At 72.2% G+C, this 18254-nt stretch carries 14 protein-coding genes; 4 read left to right on the top strand and 10 right to left on the bottom strand.

Annotated features, from left to right (window positions below):
- The 4 genes from ACZ6CL_RS29480 to ACZ6CL_RS29495 all read right to left on the bottom strand — a co-directional run.
- On the bottom strand, window positions 1-1587 hold a 1587-nt coding region (locus tag ACZ6CL_RS29480), incomplete at its 3' end, for a glycoside hydrolase family 2 TIM barrel-domain containing protein (protein WP_468940927.1).
- Window positions 1587-2414: a carbohydrate ABC transporter permease gene (locus ACZ6CL_RS29485; RefSeq protein WP_468940929.1), complete on the bottom strand. Its 828-nt coding sequence runs from the start codon at window positions 2412-2414 to the stop codon at window positions 1587-1589. The genes ACZ6CL_RS29480 and ACZ6CL_RS29485, both read right to left, overlap by 1 nt.
- Before the next feature lie 37 nt (window positions 2415-2451).
- On the bottom strand, window positions 2452-3423 hold the full coding sequence (locus tag ACZ6CL_RS29490; protein WP_468940932.1) for a carbohydrate ABC transporter permease: 972 nt from the start codon (window positions 3421-3423) through the stop codon (window positions 2452-2454).
- Window positions 3420-4703 carry an ABC transporter substrate-binding protein gene (locus tag ACZ6CL_RS29495; RefSeq protein WP_468941029.1) on the bottom strand — a complete coding sequence of 428 codons (1284 nt, stop codon included), beginning with the start codon at window positions 4701-4703 and terminating at the stop codon, window positions 3420-3422. The genes ACZ6CL_RS29490 and ACZ6CL_RS29495 overlap by 4 nt, the downstream gene beginning before the upstream one ends.
- Before the next feature lie 127 nt (window positions 4704-4830).
- Here ACZ6CL_RS29495 and ACZ6CL_RS29500 point away from each other — a divergent pair, with 127 nt between their 5' ends.
- Genes ACZ6CL_RS29500 through ACZ6CL_RS29515 form a run of 4 tightly spaced genes read left to right on the top strand, consistent with a single transcriptional unit; the run spans window position 4831 to window position 11318 of the window.
- A complete protein-coding gene (locus ACZ6CL_RS29500) occupies window positions 4831-5580 on the top strand; it encodes a DeoR/GlpR family DNA-binding transcription regulator (protein WP_468941032.1) in 750 nt (249 codons plus the stop codon).
- Window positions 5577-6923 carry a 6-phospho-beta-glucosidase gene (locus ACZ6CL_RS29505; protein ID WP_468940934.1) on the top strand — a complete coding sequence of 449 codons (1347 nt, stop codon included), beginning with the start codon at window positions 5577-5579 and terminating at the stop codon, window positions 6921-6923. Before ACZ6CL_RS29500 ends, ACZ6CL_RS29505 begins: the two co-directional genes overlap by 4 nt.
- A gap of 11 nt (window positions 6924-6934) precedes the next feature.
- Window positions 6935-10045, top strand: coding sequence for an alpha-mannosidase (locus ACZ6CL_RS29510; protein ID WP_468940937.1), 3111 nt, complete (start codon window positions 6935-6937; stop codon window positions 10043-10045).
- A 4-nt stretch (window positions 10046-10049) separates the two neighbouring features.
- Window positions 10050-11318 (top strand): alpha-L-fucosidase, encoded by a 1269-nt coding sequence (locus ACZ6CL_RS29515; RefSeq protein ID WP_468940938.1) that lies wholly within the window; start codon window positions 10050-10052, stop codon window positions 11316-11318.
- Between the two features lie 10 nt (window positions 11319-11328).
- Here the strand turns inward: ACZ6CL_RS29515 and ACZ6CL_RS29520 are convergent, their stop codons facing one another.
- From ACZ6CL_RS29520 to ACZ6CL_RS29545, 6 genes are all read right to left on the bottom strand, one after another.
- Window positions 11329-12528, bottom strand: a complete 1200-nt coding sequence (locus tag ACZ6CL_RS29520) for a damage-control phosphatase ARMT1 family protein (protein WP_468940941.1) — start codon at window positions 12526-12528, stop codon at window positions 11329-11331.
- Between the two features lie 35 nt (window positions 12529-12563).
- On the bottom strand, window positions 12564-13409 hold the full coding sequence (locus ACZ6CL_RS29525; RefSeq protein WP_468940944.1) for a pentapeptide repeat-containing protein: 846 nt from the start codon (window positions 13407-13409) through the stop codon (window positions 12564-12566).
- Window positions 13410-13493: 84 nt separating this feature from the next.
- A complete protein-coding gene (locus ACZ6CL_RS29530) occupies window positions 13494-13751 on the bottom strand; it encodes a hypothetical protein (RefSeq protein WP_468940947.1) in 258 nt (85 codons plus the stop codon).
- 52 nt (window positions 13752-13803) lie between these two features.
- A complete protein-coding gene (locus ACZ6CL_RS29535) occupies window positions 13804-14946 on the bottom strand; it encodes an inorganic phosphate transporter (RefSeq protein ID WP_468940949.1) in 1143 nt (380 codons plus the stop codon).
- 83 nt (window positions 14947-15029) lie between these two features.
- A complete protein-coding gene (locus ACZ6CL_RS29540) occupies window positions 15030-17399 on the bottom strand; it encodes an ABC transporter permease (RefSeq protein WP_468940951.1) in 2370 nt (789 codons plus the stop codon).
- On the bottom strand, window positions 17399-18154 hold the full coding sequence (locus tag ACZ6CL_RS29545; protein WP_468940954.1) for an ABC transporter ATP-binding protein: 756 nt from the start codon (window positions 18152-18154) through the stop codon (window positions 17399-17401). The genes ACZ6CL_RS29540 and ACZ6CL_RS29545 overlap by 1 nt, the downstream gene beginning before the upstream one ends.
- Between the last annotated feature and the right edge of the window lie 100 nt (window positions 18155-18254).

Raw genomic sequence — 18254 nt, forward strand, 5'->3', positions numbered from 1 at the left:
CGGGGTGGCCTCGATGGCGGCCCAGTGGTCGGCGAGGGTGCCGTTGCTGTTGCCCATGGCGTGCGAGTACTCGCACAGGATGAGCGGTTTGATCTGCTCGCCGGAGGTGGCGTGCGCCACGATCTCGTCCAGCGAGGCGTACATCGGGCAGACGATGTCGCTCGCCACATCGGGCGAGGCCCAGCCGGTCTTGGCCGCGCCCTCGTACTGGAGCGGACGGGTCGGATCGTAGCGGCGCAGCCACCCGGCGGCCGCGTCGTGGTTGGCGCCGTAGTCGCTCTCGTTGCCCAGCGACCAGATGATGACACTCGGGTGGTTCTTGTCCCGGAGCGCCATGCGCGCGACCCGGTCGGTGAAGGCGGCCAGGTAGCGCGGATCGTCGGCGATCTCGTGGGCGTGGTCGTGGCTCTCGATGTCCGCCTCGTCGACCAGGTAGAGGCCGAGTTCGTCGGCGAGGTCGAGGAGCGCGGGATCGTTGGGGTAGTGCGAGGTGCGGACGGCGTTGAAGCCGAAGCGCTTGATGGTCTCCAGGTCAGCGCGCGTCTCCGCGGGGGTGACCGTGCGCCCGGTGAGCGGGTGGAAGTCATGCCGGTTGACGCCGCGGATGAACACCCGCTCGCCGTTGACCAGCAGGTCCCGGCCCTCGACGGCGACGGTGCGGAACCCCACGCGGTGGTGCGAGGTGTCGGCGGCCGATCCGTCGGGGCGGTGCAGCCGTACGGTGAGCCCGTACAGCTCGGGCGTCTCGGCGGACCAGGTGCGGACGCCGGGCACGGCCAGCCGCAGCCGTGCCTCGCCGAGGAAGTCCGAGACCCGCGCCTCCTCGGCGCACCACGCGGCGTACTCCTCGTCCACGGCCAGGTCCCCGACCCCGTCGAGGTGGGCCGAGACCCGCCACCCGGCGGGCAGCGCGCCGTACGCCGAGCGCGCCTGGACGTCGACCCGCAGCCGTCCGTCCGCCGGGGCGGTGATCCGCACATCGGCCAGGTGCAGCGGATCGGTGGCGTAGACGAGGACCGGCCGGGTGAGGCCGCCGTGCCACCACTGGTCCTGGTCCTCGATGTGCGAGGCGTCGGACCACTTCACCACGGTCAGCCGGAGGGTGTCGGCCGCCCCGGGGTGTACCGCGTGGCTGATGTCGAACTCGCTCGCGAGGTGGGAGTCCTTGCCGATGCCCACCGGGCGGCCGCCCACCTCGGCGAGCAGCACGCTCTCGGCGGCGCCGACCTGGAGGACGATGCGGCGGCCCGCCCACGCGGCCGGGATGTGGAACTCCCGCTCATGCACTCCGGTGGGGTTGTCGGCGGGCGGGTGCGGCGGGTACTCCGGCCAGGGCATGCGCCAGTTGGTGTACCGGGGGATGTCGCCCATGTCCTGGGTGGTCCAGGGCCCGGGGACCTCCAGCCGGGTCCAGGTGTCACCCGGCAAAGTGGCGGGTCCTGGCAGCAGCTGGAAGCGCCACGGGCCGTCCAGGGAGAGGCTGCCGGGCCTGCGGTCGACCGCGTGCATCGGCAGCCGTCGCCAGGAGGTCAGCTCGGGGGAATCCCACGGCCGCAGCTCGCCCCACAGGGAAGGGGGTACGGACATCAGCGGATGGCCCCCTTGCCGAGGTCCGCCATGATCTGCCGGGCGCCGATGAAGAACACCACGAGCAGCGGGAGCAGCGCGAGCAGCGCCCCGGCCATCACCATGCCGTAGTCGGTGGTGCCATGGACGCTGTTGAGCTGGGACAGCGCGACCTGGAGCGTCACATGGTCCGGGTTGATCAGCGCGATCAGCGGCCAGGCGTAGTCGTTCCACTGGCCCATGAAGGTGAAGATGCCGAGGAAGGCGAGGCCCGGCCGGACCACGGGCAGCGCCACGTGCCAGTACTGCCGCAGGAAGCCACAGCCGTCCAGCCGGGACGAGTCCATCAGCTCGTCGTGGATGGCGCCCTTCATGTACTGGCGCATCCAGAAGATGCCGAAGGCGTTGGCCGCGGCCGGTACCACCAGGGAGGTGAGGGAGCCGATCCAGCCCAGCTTCGCCATGATGACGAACTGCGGGATGGCCTGGAGCTGGGCGGGCACCATGAAGATGCCCATCATCAGGACGAACAGCAGCCGTCGGCCGGGGAATTCGTACTTGGCGAACACGAAGGCCGCGAGTGAGTCGAAGAAGAGCACCAGGAAGGTCACGGAGGCCGCGACGATCAGGGTGTTGGCCATCGAGCCGAAGAAGTCGATGTTCTGGAAGAGATGGCGGACGTTCTCCAGGAAATGGGTGCCCGGCAGCAACTTCGGCGGGAACTGGAAGATCTCGGTCGACGTGCGGGTCGACATGACGATGGTCCAGTAGAAGGGGAAGAGCGAGAGCAGCACCCCGGCGATGAGCGAGATATGGAGGCTCAGCCCACGGGCACGTGTGCCCTTCATGCCCTTCACACCTTTTATACCCTGCATGACGGTCTCCCTACGCGTTTTCCTTGCGCTGCACCAGGCGCCAGTTGATGATCGAGAAGAGCGCGACGACGAGGAAGATGCCCCAGGCGATCGCGGCGCCGTAACCGAAGTCGTTGTTGTCGAAGCTCTGCTGGAAGAAGTAGAGGACCATCGTCTGGCCTGAGTTGCCGGGGCCGCCCGCGAAGGTCGAGGTGTTGTTGGTGTTGGAGAGCAGCACCTGGGGTTCGGTGAAGCTCTGCAGGCCGGTGACGGTCGAGACGATGAGGGCGAAGAGGATGATCGGCCGCATCATCGGCACGGTGATCCGGAAGAAGGTCTGCACGGGCCCCGCGCCGTCCACGCGGGCGGCCTCGTACAGCTCGGTCGGGATGGTCTGCAGCCCGGCGAGGAAGATCAGCGCGTTGTAACCGGTCCACTGCCACGTCATCAGCACGGCGATGGCGACCTTGATGCCCCAGGCGGAGTTCAGCCAGGCCACCTGGTCCAGTCCGAGACCCTGCAGCACGGCGTTGGCGAGGCCGAAGTTGGTGGAGAAGACCGAGGAGAAGATGATCGCGACGGCCACGACGGACGTGACGTTCGGCAGGAAGTAGGCGAAGCGGTAGAAGTTCTTGAAGCGCACCGCGGAGTTGAGCATCACGGCGGTCACCAGCGCGATGAAGAGCATCGGCAGAGTGGCCATGGCCCAGATGGTCAGCGTGTTGGTGAGGGAGTGCCAGAACTGGGCGTCGCCGAGCAGATAGCGGTACTGCGAGAGCCCGGCGTACTCCATCGTCCCCAGCCCGTCCCAGCGGTGGAACGAGAGGTAGAGGGAGTACCCCACCGGGATCAGGCCGAAGCAGAGGAAGAGCAGATAGAACGGGGAGATCGCGAGGTAGAGCCGCCAGTATCCGAAGACGGACCGGGGCTTGTGTCGCGCGTGGGCGGCCTTCGCGCCGCCGCGGGCGGCGGGCGGGGCACCGAGCCCGGGCACGGCGGTCATACCAGCACCCCCATGTGCTCCGCTATGCGTCGGCATTTGCTCATGGCGTCCTTCCAGGCCCGGACGGGGTTCTTGTCGAGCGCGTTCACGGCGCGCAGCTGATCGGAGACGACCTGGTCCAGGGCGTAGTCATAGGGGCTGTGGTAGGCGACCGGGATCTTCTGGGCCGCCGGGCCGAAGACGTCGATGGTGACCTGGCCGCCGAAGAACGGGTCCGGTGCGCGCATCGCCTTCTGCCGGTACGAGGCGGGGGTGGACGGGAAGAGGGTGGCGTCCGTGAAGCCGCGGGCCTGGTTGGCGGGGTTCAGCAGCCAGGTGATGATCTGATAGGCCTGCTCGGGTTCCCGGCAGTACTTGGTGATGGCGAGGAAGGAGCCGCCGTTGTTGGCGGCGCCGCCGGGCATGGCCGCCACCCGCCACTTGCCGCTGGTCTTCGGCACGGTCAGCTTGAGGTCCCCGGCCGCCCAGGAGGCTCCGAGCTGGCTGGGCAGCAGGCCCTTCTCGATCGCCGCGTTGGAGTCCGGCGTACCGGACTGGTACTTGGAGCACAGCCCGCGCTGGTACGCCTCGACGGCGGTGTCCCAGGCGCGGCGCACATGCTCCTTGTCGCCGATGAAGTGCCGCTCCTTGTCGACGTACCGCATGGTGCTCTGCGCGACCATGTACTGGTAGACCGTGAGCGCGTCGATGAGCAGATAGGCGCCCCGGATCTTTCGCTTCAGCCGCTCGCCCGCCGCGAGGTAGGCGTCCCAGGTGCTCATCTCCCGGGCGACGTCGGCGGGGTCCGTGGGGAGTCCGGCCCGGTCGAAGACGGCGGGCATGTAGTAGTGGGCGACCGGGCCGGTGTCGATGGGGAAGCCGACCACGCGGCCGTCGGGGGCGCAGCCCTCCGCCCATTTCCAGGGCAGGTACTGGCTCTTGAGCTTCTCCGCGCCGAGGGTGCGCAGATCGACGAACTGTCCGGCGTTCGGCAGGTACGAGGCCATGTCCTCGCCCTTGAGGCCGGTGATGTCGGGGACGTACGACCGTCCGGCCATCGTGGTCAGCAGCTTGGACTTGAAGTAGCCGCCGATCTGGGCCGGCTTCAGCGAGACGTCCGTGAAGCGCGTCTTCGCGTCGGCGACGACCTTGTCGCTGAGCCCGCCGGTCCAGTACCAGAGGGTCATGTCGCGGCCCGTGGAACCGCTCGGTACCGAGCAGCCCGCCGTGGTGCCACCGAGCGTCGCGACCGCCGTAGTGGCCAGCCCCGCGCGCAGCAGCCCTCTCCGGGAGAGGTACACCGCTCCCACCACCCTTCAAAAGTGTGCAAGATATGGCACAGGATCGTGCGCTCCCCGATCAGAAAGAGCAATAGTTGAGCAGAAGCAAGCATAGAAATGATTGAGAATGACGAGTACTGTGCACGTCGTGCTGGCTGAGCGACGACATCAGATGATCTTGCGGGCGCTGCGTTCCGGTGGACCGGCCGCTGTGGCGGACCTGTCCGCCCAGCTGAACGTGAGCGCCGCGACAATCCGCCGCGATCTGCTGAAGCTGGAGGAGGAGGGACTGCTCACCCGGGTCCACGGCGGCGCGGTCGTGGAGGGCGGCGATCAGCCCTTCGCCGAGGTCGCGGAGGTGCGGGTGGCGGAGAAGGACGCCATAGCGGGCCGCGCCGCCGAGCTGATCGAGGACGGGCAGACCGTGCTGCTGGACATCGGCACCACCGCCTATCGCCTCGCCCGGCAGCTGCACGGGCGCAGACTGACCGTGATCACCAGCAATCTGGTGGTCTACGAGGAGCTGGCCGACGACGACGCCATCGAACTGGTGCTGCTCGGCGGGGTGCTCCGGCGCGAGTACCGCTCGCTCGTCGGCTTCCTCACCGAGGACAACCTGCGCCAGCTGCACGCCGACTGGCTGTTCCTGGGCACCAGCGGTGTCCGCCCCGGCGGCCAGGTCATGGACACCACGGTCGTCGAGGTGCCGGTCAAGCGGGCCATGATCGCCGCCTGTGACCGGGTGGTTCTCCTCGCCGACGCGGCCAAGTTCCCCGGCACCGGGGTGGCCAAGGTGTGCGACCCCGGCGACCTCGACGCCGTGGTGACCAACGCCCCCTCGAACCTGCCGGCCTGCGCCGCGTTCGAGGAGGCCGGAGTGGAAGTGGTACGGATATGAAACTCACGATCCTCGGCGGCGGCGGATTCCGGGTGCCGCTCGTATACGGGGCCCTGCTCGGCGATCACGCGGAGGGCCGCGTCACCGAGGTCACCCTGCACGATCTGGACCCCGCCCGCCTCGCGGCCGTCGCCCGGGTGCTCGCCGAGCAGTCCGACGGCATACCGGACGCCCCCGACGTGGCCGTCACCACGGATCTGGACGAGGCGCTGCGCGGGGCCGACTTCGTCTTCTCCGCGATCCGGGTCGGCGGTCTGGAGGGCCGGGCGGCCGATGAGCGGATCGCCCTCGACCAGGGTGTTCTCGGCCAGGAGACGGTCGGCGCCGGTGGCATCGCGTACGGGCTGCGCACCGTACCCGTCGCCGTGGACATCGCGCGGCGCATAGCCCGGCTCGCCCCCGACGCCTGGGTCATCAACTTCACCAACCCGGCCGGGCTCGTCACCGAGGCCATGTCCCGCCACCTCGGCGACCGGGTCATGGGCATCTGCGACACCCCGGTGGGACTCGGACGGCGGGTCGCCCGCGTCCTCGGCGCCGACCCGGACCGGGTGTGGATCGACTACGTCGGGCTCAACCACCTCGGCTGGCTGCGGGGCCTGCGGATCGACGGGCGCGACGAGCTGCCGCGGCTGCTCGCCGACGACACCGCCCTCGACGCGTTCGAGGAGGGCAGGCTGTTCGGCCGCGAGTGGCTGCGCGCCCTCGGCGCGATCCCCAACGAATACCTGCACTACTACTACTTCAACCGCGAGGCGGTGCAGGCCTTCCAGGAGGCCAAGCAGACCCGCGGCGCGTTCCTCCGTGACCAGCAGGCGGTGTTCTACGACGCGATGCGGGACCCCGCCGCCCCGCCGCTGGCCACCTGGGACCGCACCCGCGCCGAGCGCGAGGCCACCTACATGGCCGAGAACCGCGAGGCGGCGGGCGCCGGGGAGCGCGACAGCCACGACCTGGAGTCCGGCGGCTACGAGCAGGTGGCGCTCGCCCTGATGCGGGCCATCGCCCGCGACGAGCGCGCCACGCTGATCCTGAACGTGCGCAACCACTCCACCCTGGGCGTCCTGGACGAGGACGCGGTCATCGAGGTGCCCTGCCTGGTCGACGCGAACGGCGCCCGGCCCGTCTCCGTCGCTCCCCTCCCCCACCACGCCACCGGCCTGGTGTGCGCCGTCAAGGCCGTCGAACGCGAGGTCATGGCCGCCGCCGAGAGCGGTTCGCGCGCCACCGCCGCCAAGGCGTTCGCCCTCCATCCGCTCGTGGACTCGGTCACCGTCGCCCGCCGTCTCGTCGACGACTACGCGAGCGGGCACCCCGGCCTCGCGTATCTGAACCGGAAGTAGGAACCCCCGTCATGCACGATGAACGCCGCCGTATCGAGGAGCGCGTCGAGCGCGTCCTGAAGCAGCGCATACAGCCGGCCGTCCACGCCGCGTCCGTGCCCCTCACCATCGAGGCGTGGCAGGTGCCGGACGAGCCGGTGCCGTTCGCCGAGGCCGCGGCCGCCCCGTACGAGCCGTTCGCCCTCGGTACCCCCTGGGGGCCGCCGTGGGGCACCACCTGGTTCCGGGTCCGGGGCGAGGTCCCGGCCGCGTGGGCGGGGCGGCGCGTCGAGGCCGTCTTCGACCTGGGCTTCGTCGGCGACTGGCCGGGCAACCAGGCCGAGGCGCTGGTCCACACCCTGGACGGCAACCCGCTGAAGGCCGTCAATCCGCAGAACCAGTACGTGGCCGTGGCGAATCCGGCCGGGGGCGGCGAACAGATCGCGTACCTCATCGAGGCCGCCTCCAACCCCGACATCCTGGCCAACGACTTCGCCGCCCCGACCCCGCTCGGCGACAAGCTCACCGCGGGCCGGGCCCCGCTGTACACCTTCGCCCGCGCCGACCTCGCGGTGCTGGACGAGGACGTGTGGCACCTCGCCCTGGACCTCGCGGTGCTCCGCGAACTGATGCTGGAGCTGGACGAACACCAGCCGCGCCGCCACGAGATCGCGCACGCCATCGACCGCGCGCTGGGCCGCCTCGACCTGGAGGACGTGTCCGGCACCGCCGCCGCCGTGCGCGACGCGCTGCGCGGTGTCCTGGAGCGCCCCGCGCACGCCTCCGCCCACACCATGTCCGCCGTCGGCCACGCCCACATCGACTCCGCGTGGCTGTGGCCGATCCGCGAGACCAAGCGCAAGACCTCGCGCACCTTCTCCAATGTCACGGCGCTGGCCGCCGAGTACCCCGAGTTCATCTTCGCCTGCTCGCAGGCGCAGCAGTACGCCTGGGTCAAGGAGGAGTACCCGCGGGTCTGGGAGCGGATCCACGAGGCGGTACGGGCCGGGCAGTGGGCGCCGGTCGGCGGCATGTGGGTCGAGGCGGACGGCAACCTGCCCGGTGGCGAGGCCATGGCCCGCCAGCTGGTGCACGGCAAGCGCTTCTTCCTGGACGAGTTCGGCATCGAGACCAACGGGGTGTGGCTGCCGGACTCCTTCGGCTACAACGCCTGCTTCCCGCAGCTGGCGCGGCTCGCCGGAAACGAGTGGTTCCTGACCCAGAAGCTCTCCTGGAACCAGACCAACAAGCTCCCCCACCACACCTTCTGGTGGGAGGGCCTGGACGGCTCCCGGATCTTCACCCACTTCCCGCCGGTGGACACCTACAACGCCGAGTTCTCCGGCCAGGAGATGGCGCACGCGGTCCGCAACTACGCCGACAAGGGGCGCGGTACGCGCTCGCTGGCGCCGTTCGGACACGGCGACGGAGGCGGCGGCCCGACCCGCGAGATGCTGGAGCGGGCGCGCAGGCTGGCCGATCTGGAGGGTTCGGCGAAGGTCGTCATCGAGCACCCGGACGACTTCTTCGCCGCCGCGCGCGCCGAGTACGAGGACGCCCCCGTGTGGTCGGGTGAGCTGTATCTGGAGCTGCACCGCGCCACGTACACCTCCCAGGCCCGCACCAAGCAGGGCAACCGGCGCAGCGAGCATCTGCTGCGGGAGGCGGAGCTGTGGGCGACGGCGGCCGCGCTGCGGGCTTCCGGCCACCCGTACCCGTACGAGCGGCTCGACCGGCTGTGGAAGACGGTGCTGCTGCACCAGTTCCACGACATCCTGCCGGGCTCGTCCATCGCCTGGGTGCACCGGGAGGCGGAGGCGGAGTACGCGAGGGTGGCCGCGGAGCTGACGGAGATCACCTCCGCGGCCCTGGACGCGCTGGGTACCGAGCCGGGTGGCGCGGACGCCCGCCCGCACGTGTACAACACCAGCCCGCGTCCCCGCGCCGAGGTCATCGCCGTGCCCGCGGGCACCGCCGACGGGCAGCCGCTCTCCGACGGCCGGGTCGCCGTCTACGCCGAGGTCCCCGCGTCCGGCAGCGCTCCGCTGGCCACCGGCGCGGACCCGGGACACGTCGTCGTCGGCGACCGGGTGCTCGACAACGGCCTCATCCGCCTCGAACTGGCCGAGGACGGCACCCTCGCCTCCCTCCGCGACCTCACCGCCGACCGCGAGGTCTTCGCCCCGGGCGCCCCCGGCAACCTGTTGCGGCTCCACACCGACCTCCCCAACTGCTGGGACGCCTGGGACGTCGACAAGCACTACCAGCAGCGCTACACCGACCTGCTCGACGCCGAGTCGGTCACCGTCGCCGAGAAGGGCCCGCTGCTCGGCGCGCTGCGGGTCGAGCGCGCCTTCGGCAAGGGCTCGCGGATCGTCCAGACGATCACCGTCCGGGCGGGCAGCCGCCGTATCGACATCGACACCGACATCGACTGGCACGAATCCGAGAAGCTCCTCAAGGCGGCCTTCCCCGTCGACATCCACGCCGATCGCTCCACCGCCGAGATCCAGTTCGGTCACGTCCACCGCCCGACGCACACCAACACCAGCTGGGAGGCGGCCCGGTTCGAGGTGTACGGCCACCGGTGGGTGCACGTGGGCGAGCCCGGCTACGGGGTCGCGGTGATCAACGACGCCACGTACGGGCACGACGTGTCCCGCACCACCCGCGAGGACGGCGGTACGACGACCACGGTACGGCTCAGCCTGGTGCGCGCCCCGCGCGTCCCTGACCCCGAGGCGGACCAGGGCAGGCACCGCTTCACGTACGCCCTGCTCCCCGGCGCCACCGTCCAGGACGCCATCGCCGAGGGGTACGCGCTCAACCTCCCGCTGCGGGTGGCCGAAGCGCGGGACGCCGCCACCCCGCTGGTCACCACGGACGGTCCGGCCGCCGCCATCGAAGCCGTCAAACAGGCCGACGACCGCTCCGGCGACGTCGTCGTGCGGCTCTACGAATCGCTCGGCGGCCGCACCCGCACCACCCTCCACCCGGGCTTCGCGCACACCGGTGCCGTGGTGACGGACCTCCTGGAGCGACCGGTCGCGGACGCCCAGCCCGTCACCGCGCACGAGGACGGCAGCGTCACCGTCTCCTTGCGGCCCTTCCAGATCCTCACCCTCCGGTTCACGAGGAGCTGACCGCATGGCCATGCGACCCTGGTTCCCCGACGCCAAGTTCGGCATCTTCATCCACTGGGGCATCTACGCCGTCGACGGTGTGCAGGAGTCGTGGTCGTTCTTCGAGGGCGACGTTCCGCACGACCAGTACATGGCGCAGCTCGACGGGTTCACCGCCTCGGCTTACGACCCCGCCGCGTGGGCCCGGCTGTTCGCCCGCGCGGGGGCCCGCTACGCGGTGCTCACCAGCCGCCACCACGACGGCGTCGCCCTGTGGGACACCGCCGAGGGCGACCTGAACGTCGTACGGCACACCCCTGCGGGGCGCGACCTGGTCGCCCCGTACGTGGACGCGCTGCGCGCTGAGGGGCTGAAGGTCGGGCTGTACTACTCACACAGCGACTGGAACCACCCCGACTACGCCACCACCCGCTACACGGGCAGACCCCCGGAGCAGGAGAACAACCCGTACGCCGAGGTCCCCGAGGAAGAGGCGGATCTGGTGGCCTGGGCGCGCTACCTCGCCTACCGCGACGCCCAGGTGCACGAGCTGAGCACCCGTTTCCGCCCCGATCTGCTCTGGTTCGACGGCGAGTGGGAGCGCACCGAGGAGCAGTGGGGGATCCGGGAGCTGGCCGCGCGGATCCGCGCGGAGGTGCCGGACTGTGTGCTGAACGCGCGCATGCTCAGCGAGGGCGACTACGCGACGCCGGAGCAGGGCGTGCCGATCGAGCCGCCCACCGGGCCCTGGGAGCTGTGTCTGACCTTCAACGACTCCTGGGGTTTCCAGCACCACGACCACAACTACAAGTCGACCGGGCAGCTGATCCGCTACTTCGCCGAGACCATCGGCGCCGGTGGCAATCTGCTGCTGTCGGTGGGCCCGAAGGAGGACGGCACCATCCCGGCCGAGCAGGTCGAGCGGCTGGAGGGCATGGGCGACTGGATCGCCCGCCACGCGGAGGCCGTCCACGGCACGGTGGCGGGCCTGCCCGCCGGACACCACTACGGCCCGAGCACCCTCTCGGCCGACCGCCGCACCCTCTATCTGACCGTCTTCGACATCCCGCGCGGCCCCATCGGCGTACGGGGACTGCGCACCCCGGTCCGCCGGGTCCGGGTGCTCGGCACCGGCACCCCGCTGGAACACCAGGTCATCGGCGGTCTCCACGAGGTGCCGGGGGTGCTGTGGATCGACCCGCCCGGGGCCGCCGATCTGGACGGCCACGCGACCGTGCTCGCGGTGGAACTCGACGGCGAGCTGGAGCTGTACCGGGGTTCCGGGCGCAGCTGAGTCGCGTGGCTCAGGGCCGCACCTGGATCAGCGCGTGGGTGCCACTGGTACGCCAGTGGCGCTCCCGCGCGTCCAGCGCGGCCTCGGTGTCCGCGTCGAGGCCGGTGATGACGTCCGACTTCAGGGTGCGCAGGGCTGCCACCGGCCCGGGGAAGTACGCGGTGCGGTCGGCGAAGGGGGTGGTCGGGGACCACAGCCGGTCGCCGACGAGGCGGCGGTAGTTCAGATCGCCCTTCAGCACGGTGACGGTGGCGCCCGCGAACTCCCGCCGGAGATCGTCCGGCATCTCGGCGTACGGCAGCGGCGCGCAGAAGAAGTCGTGCGCCCGGACGGTGAGCCGCCCATCCGCCATGGCCTCCCACAGCCGCGCCCCGGCCTCGCCCGCGGCGCCCTCGGCGCGCGTCAGATGGCGCAGACAGTCGACGACGTCGGCGGTGGTGGCGTCGGACACGTAGTACGGGTACGGCTTCACCTGCAGGACGACCCGCTCGGCGCGCCGGTGGCGGAGCAGATGGTCGATGAGGACCAGGTCGGGCAGGAGTTCACGGCCCGCGTTGTCGGCGACCAGGCACACCGTGGCCGGGGCCCCGGCGGGCAGCAGCCGCCACAGGGCGGCCGATTCGTCGGCCACCAGCGGTTCCCCCTCGGACGCCGCGGCGCCGCCGGAGGAGATGCGGAAGCCGAGGTCCGCGCGGTTGCCCCAGAGGGCGCCGTGCAGCAGCGCGTCCGCGGCCTCGTCGGCGGGGCGGTCCAGGATGTGGTCGAGGGCGGTCAGTTCCCGGGCGGCCTCGGGGGTGTCCAGCTCGGCCTGTTTGAAGGGCCGGAACGGGTCGATGCCCTGCCAGGGGCCGTCGGCGAAGTAGCCGACGGCACCCAGGAGGCGGCGGTAGAAGTAGCTCTCGATCCAGAGGAAGGGGACCTCGAACCACGAGCGGCCGACGTACTCCCGCCCCCAGCGCTGCCACCGGTCGTGGTCGTGCGCCCCCGGGTCGAGCGGGGTGATGACGCCCTCGGCGTGCTCGTGGCGCAGGGCGTCGAGCGCGCGGTGCTGTTCGGGGCCGTACGGGAAGGCGTCCCGTACCTTCTCGATGAGCGCCGGATGCCGCTCGGTCAGCACACTCCGGGCGAACGATCCGGGCTCGTCACCGAGGATCACGGGCGCGTCGGCGGATTCGGAGGCGACGGATTCGGACGCGGCGGATTCGGACATGGCAGCCAGGGTTTCACACCACGGCGGCTGACGGGCTACCAGTGCGCGGGACGCGTCAGGGAGGACGGCAGGCGGGTGGCGGCGTCGCCCCGGGCGGCGTTCAGCTGGGCCTGGGTGAGGAAGAGGGCGCCGGTCAGATCGGCACCGCTGAGGGAGGCGTCGCGGAGGTCGGCCCCGATCAGATCGGCGGCGCTCAGGTCGGCGCCGGTGAGGTCGGCCGCGATGAGCAGGGCCCCGCGGAGACTCGCGCCGCGCAGATCGGCCCCCCGGAGGCGGGCCCCGACGAGATCGGCTCCCCGGTGGTTCTTCGGCTTGCCCCGGCGCCCGGCCCGGACCCGGGCCCGGGCCAGCTCGCTCGTCCGCAGCAACAGCGCGTTGACACCGTCCCGGTGGGCGGCCATGTCCAGGGCGAGGAGTTCGTCAGCGCCGCCCTCGGTCAGCTGCTCGGTGGTACGGAGCGCCTCGCGCAGCTCGCCGTGGAGGGGGCGGGCCGCGGGGAGGGTGAGGGCTTCGGTGAGGTACCAGAGGAGTTCGTGGAGCTGCCGCATCACGGGGAGGACGGCGAACATGCGGGACGCGCTCCCCGGGTGCGCCCGCCAGTCACGGCCCTCGAACGTGGTCTGCGACACCTTCTGTCCGGCGCCGAAGCAGTCGAAGACGGTGCAGCCCGCGAAGCCCTTCTCGCGCAGCTGGGAGTGGATACCACAGCGGAAGTCGGTCCGCAGGTTGTGACAGGGCCGCCCGGCCGCCTTGTCGACGGCGAAATCGGCCGAGGCGGCGAAGGGCAGGGCCACACAGCACAGTGCGAAACAGCTGGCGCAGTCGGCCCGCAGATCGGGGCGGACCGCGTCGGATATCGGGGCTTCGGCTCCGGCTGACACCGTGTGTTCTCCCAGGGGTCGCGCACCGCCCTGGTCCCGGCGGCGCTGTTGCGAGTTCCCATGGTCCCAGACGCGGCGGCCCCGTCAGCCGGGGATGATCAGGTCGATCCCGTACGCGGCGACCGCCAGGCAGGCGGCGAAGCACACCACCGCGACGGCAGCGGCCCCCTTCCCCCGGCTCCTGGGCGGCATGGCCAGGCCGCCCAGGTCCGGGACATCATGGGACTCGCCCGCGGCGCGGGCCCAGGCGGCGATGCCGAGCGAGAACATCACGACCACCACGACGGTGATCCCCAGGCTGACTCCGAAGACCCCTCCGAGGATGCCCCACTCGATGTCCATCGCGCCCAGCTCCTTCGTCGCGCCGTCCGTGATCCGCGTCCGTGGTCCCGGGTCACGCCGCCGGGCGCACGGAGTCCTCCGGGCGTTCGGCCGCGGGCAGCTCGTTGACGTTGCCCGAGTTGACCGGGCGGCGGCGGGAGAGCGCGTAGAAGGCCGCGGCCGCCACCACCGCGATGCTCGCCACCAGGGCCACGCCCGCGTCGCCCCGGTCGGCGACCCAGGCCGCGACGCCTCCCACGGCCGCCGCCGCGGGCAGGGTGAGCAGCCAGGACACCGCGATCCGCCCGGCGATCCCCCAGCGCACCTGGGCGAGCTTGCGGCCGAGCCCGGCGCCCAGGATGCTGCCCGTGCAGACCTGGGTGGTGGACAGCGCGAAGCCCATATGGGACGAGGACAGGATGACCGCGGTGGCGCTGGTCTCGGCCGCGAAGCCCTGCGGGGTCTGGATGTCGGTCAGACCGCGGCCCATGGTCCGGATGATCCGCCACCCCCCGGCGTAGGTGCCCAGGGAGATCGCGAGACCCGCGGTCAGCACCACCCACCACGGCGGCCCGCTGCCATGGCCGAGCATCCCGGCGGAGATGAGGGACAGCGTGATGACACCCATCGTCTTCTGCGCGTCATTGGTGCCGTGGGCCAGGGCCACCAGGGAGGCCGATCCGACCTGGCCCGCGCGGAAGCCCTTGCGGACCGCCCCGCGCGCCGCGCGGCGAGTGATGACGTAGGCCAGATACGTGGCGAGCGTGGCCACCACGCAGGCCACCAGCGGGGAGGCGATCGCCGGGATCACGATCTTTTCGAGGATCTCGGCGAACCGCACCGCGGATCCTCCCGCCCCCACCCACACCGCCCCGATCAGCCCGCCGAAGAGGGCGTGGGAGGAGCTGGAGGGCAGCCCGGCGAGCCAGGTGATCAGATTCCACAGGATCGCCCCGACCAGCCCCGCAAAGATCATCGCCAGGGAGACCCGGCCATCGTCCACGATGCCGTTGGAGATCGTCTTGGCCACTTCGGTGGACAGGAACGCACCCGCCAGGTTCAGCACTCCGGCGACGGTGACGGCGACCCGCGGGGACAGCGCCCCGGTGGCGATGGAGGTGGCCATGGAGTTGGCCGTGTCATGGAAGCCGTTGGTGAAGTCGAAGGCCAGCGCCGTGATGATCACTATGATGAGCAGGAAGGAGACGGATCCCATCCGGACCTCCCGCGCCGGGGTTCCGCGCGCCGTCGCACCGAACCGTCCGCGAATTCGCTGCCTCTCCCAAGCTAAGGGCGGGTTCACCGGCCCGCCAGCGCACCCCCGCGTAAGCCCACCCGGGCCGGGAGCACCGCCGCCACCACCCCCAGCAGCAGACATCCGCCGGCCGCGGCCGCCACCCATGGCCAGGCGACCTCCAGTGCGACCGGGACGCCGAGGGCGGTGCCCAGCCCGTGGACCATGCCGAGCAGCACGGGCGCGGCCACCGCCACGCCCAGGGCGGCGCCGAGGGCCACGACGCAGACCGTCTCACCCGTGACGGCCAGCAGCACCTGTCGGCGGGTCGCGCCGGACAGCCGCAGGGTGTGCAGATCGCGGGCCCGGTCCACGGTGGCGGCGAGCAGCGTGGCGGCGACGGCGATCGCGGTGTACCCCGAGGTCATGGCGGTCAGGATCAGGGTGAAGACCCGGACCAGCCGGTCGTCCTCGGCGTCGGCCGCGGCCGCGTACTCCGCCACCGGCACCTCGTGCGCGCCCAGTCCGGGCGCGGGCCGGGCCGGTGGGCCGCCGGTGCGGTAGACGACGTCGGCCAGCGCCGAGGGATCGTGGGCACGCACCAGTTCGCGCGGGAGGACGAGCTGGTACGGCAGGGAGTCGTCCGCCACCGCGAGGACCCGCAGCCGTACCGTACGGCCGTCCTCGAAGGTCAGCGCGGCCGTCCGCCCCCGGCGCCAGCCGTGGGCCGCGGCCACGGCCCGGGTGACGACGGCCGTCCGGGCCCGCGGCGCGGGCGTGCCGTAGACGCGGCCGAAGCCGGGCGACACCCCGGCCGCCGACAGCGCCGCGCCCCCGTGGCCGCCGTAGACCGTGGTCGACAGCAGTGCCGTCCCCCGGGCCCCGGCGGCCACCGCGTCCGACAGGCCCGGTGTGCCGCTGGGGACGACCGCCGCCTCGGCCCGCACCGCCGCGGCCCGCCCGGCGGCATCGGCGGCCGCGGTGGTCTGCACGGCGCTGGTGATCATCGTGGCGAAGGCGACGGTGGCCAGCACGGGGGCGACGGTGGCGGAGGTACGGCGGACGGCGGTGACCATGTTCGCGCGGACCAGCAGGGCGACCGCCCCCGGACGGCGGGCCAGCGGCCGGGTCAGCGCCCCGGCCACCGGGCTGACCAGCGCCGGGATGAGCAGGGTGAGGCCGGTGGTCAGCCCCATCGCGGCGCCCAGGCACAACAGCACCATGGCGTCGGGCCCCGCGAAGGCGGTGCCGACCGCGCACGCCAGGCCCAGCGCCGCGGCCACCGTCCCGGTGGCCCACCGGCGCCGGGTCATCGCGCGGCTGTCCACCTCCGCCTCGCGCATCGCCTCCAGCGGTGCGACCCGCGCCGCCCGCCGCGACGCCGACCAGACCCCGGCCAGCGCCACCAGCAGCCCCAGCGCGAAGGCCGCGGCGAGTACCCAGGGCCGCATCCGGACCTCGAACCCGGCCGGTTGGAACCCCGCGTCAACGAACACCCCGGCCAGCGCGGGCGCGAGCAGAGCGCCCAGCGGCGCGCCCACCGCGCCGCCGATGGCGCCCACCGTGAGCGCCTCCCCGTACAGCAGGCGCCGCAGCTGCCGCGGGGTGGCGCCGATGGTGCGCAAGAGGCCGAGGTCGCGCCGGCGCTGGGCGACGGTGAACGCGAAACCCGAGGACACGACGAGAACGGTGACGAACGCGGAGAGCACGGTCATGGCGGTGAGGACCTGGGCGCCGATCCAGCGCGTCATCTCGTCCCGCGGAGGGGCCAGTTCGTCGCGGGCGGCGCCGCGCAGCACCTCACCGGCGCCTGCGACGGCCCCGCGCGCGGCGGCCGCGACCGCACCGGCGTCGGCGCCGGGCTCCAGGACCAGTCCGATGGCCCTGACCCCGCCCGCGAGTCCGGCGGCCCGGTGGCCGGTGGTCCAGTAGCCGGGGCCGTCCATCGTCCCGGACACCGTGAAGCGCCGCGGTCCGTGCGCGGTGAGCACCGTGATCCGGTCGCCGGGCGCGTGCCCGAGGGCGCGGTCCACGACGATGTCGTCGTCGGCCACCGGTGGGCCGCCCGCGCTGAGCCCGTACGAGGCGAGCGCCGCACTCGGCCAGCTGTGGCCCTGCCGCTCCCCCGCCCGCTGCCGGGTACCGGCCGCCTGCGCGTAGAAGGACCGGTCGGCGACCGCCTCCGCGACGCCGGGGAGGTCCGCCAGGGCGCGCCGCAGCCGCTCGGCCCGCTCCGGGGCCCACGGCGGGTTCTGCGCGAACACGCCGCTGGTCCGGGCCCCTTCGGGGCTGCGTACCAGCACCGGCGCCCCCGCCAGCCGCTCGGGTACTCCGGGGCCGCCGGACAGCAGGATCAGCGCGACGCCCATCGCCGTGGTCACGAAGGCACCCAGGAAAGAGGTCCAGCGCTCACGCACCGTCGCCATGGCGATCATCACGACACCTCCAGGGCGGCCGTCCGTGCCGCGATCGCCTCCGCGCCGGCCGCGCCCGGCAGTTCACCCGCGAGCCGCCCGTCCGCGAGCAGCACCACCCGGTCCGCGGAGGCGGCCGCCACCGGATCGTGGGTGACCATGACCACCGTCTGCCCCTGGGCGTCGACCAGTTCGCGCAGCATCCGCAGCACCGTCCGGGAGGTCCGGGTGTCGAGCGCCCCGGTCGGCTCGTCGGCGAAGAGGACGGCAGGCCGTGTGATCAGCGCCCGGGCGATCGCGACCCGCTGCCGCTGGCCGCCCGACAGTTCGCCCGGCCGGTGCCCGGCCCGGGCCGCGAGGCCGACCCGGGCCAGCGCCGCCGCCACCTCGCCCTCGGCGGGGCGACGCCCGGCCAGACGCAGCGGCAGCGCGGCGTTCTGCGCCGCGGTCAGCGCCGAGACGAGGTTGAAGGACTGGAAGACGAAGCCGACCCGGTCCCGGCGCAGCAGCGTCAGCGCGTTCTCGTCGAGCCCGCCCAGCTCCGTGCCGTCGATCAGCACCTCCCCGGACGTGGGCCGCTCGATGCCCGCCGCGCAGTGCAGCAGGGTGGACTTGCCGGAGCCGGAGGGGCCCATGACGGCGGTCATGGTGCCCGCCGCGAAGCCGGTCGTCACCGCGTCCAGGGCGGTGACGGCGTGTTCTCCGGTGCCGTGGCGTCTGGTCACCGAGCGCAGTTCGACCGGGACGGTGGCCCGGGTGGTGGGTGTCGTGGTCATGGATCCAGCCAACCCGGCCCGGGACCGCGGCACATGGGTGCCAGGGCGAGTACGCATACTCCACCTGGCACTACCGTCAAGAGGCCGCGGCCCCGCTACC

This window comes from Streptomyces sp. NPDC041200, from assembly GCF_055591805.1.

What these genes read in the sequence shown, in the direction of transcription:
- ACZ6CL_RS29540 (WP_468940951.1), bottom strand. Translation starts at nt 17,399, where the DNA reads ATGATCGCCATGGCGACGGTGCGTGAGCGCTGGACCTCTTTCCTGGGT.
- ACZ6CL_RS29520 (WP_468940941.1), bottom strand. Translation starts at nt 12,528, where the DNA reads ATGTCCGAATCCGCCGCGTCCGAATCCGTCGCCTCCGAATCCGCCGAC.
- ACZ6CL_RS29485 (WP_468940929.1), bottom strand. Translation starts at nt 2,414, where the DNA reads ATGAAGGGCACACGTGCCCGTGGGCTGAGCCTCCATATCTCGCTCATC.
- ACZ6CL_RS29530 (WP_468940947.1), bottom strand. Translation starts at nt 13,751, where the DNA reads ATGGACATCGAGTGGGGCATCCTCGGAGGGGTCTTCGGAGTCAGCCTG.
- ACZ6CL_RS29505 (WP_468940934.1), top strand. Translation starts at nt 5,577, where the DNA reads ATGAAACTCACGATCCTCGGCGGCGGCGGATTCCGGGTGCCGCTCGTA.
- ACZ6CL_RS29515 (WP_468940938.1), top strand. Translation starts at nt 10,050, where the DNA reads ATGGCCATGCGACCCTGGTTCCCCGACGCCAAGTTCGGCATCTTCATC.
- ACZ6CL_RS29490 (WP_468940932.1), bottom strand. Translation starts at nt 3,423, where the DNA reads ATGACCGCCGTGCCCGGGCTCGGTGCCCCGCCCGCCGCCCGCGGCGGC.
- ACZ6CL_RS29545 (WP_468940954.1), bottom strand. Translation starts at nt 18,154, where the DNA reads ATGACCACGACACCCACCACCCGGGCCACCGTCCCGGTCGAACTGCGC.
- ACZ6CL_RS29535 (WP_468940949.1), bottom strand. Translation starts at nt 14,946, where the DNA reads ATGGGATCCGTCTCCTTCCTGCTCATCATAGTGATCATCACGGCGCTG.
- ACZ6CL_RS29510 (WP_468940937.1), top strand. Translation starts at nt 6,935, where the DNA reads ATGCACGATGAACGCCGCCGTATCGAGGAGCGCGTCGAGCGCGTCCTG.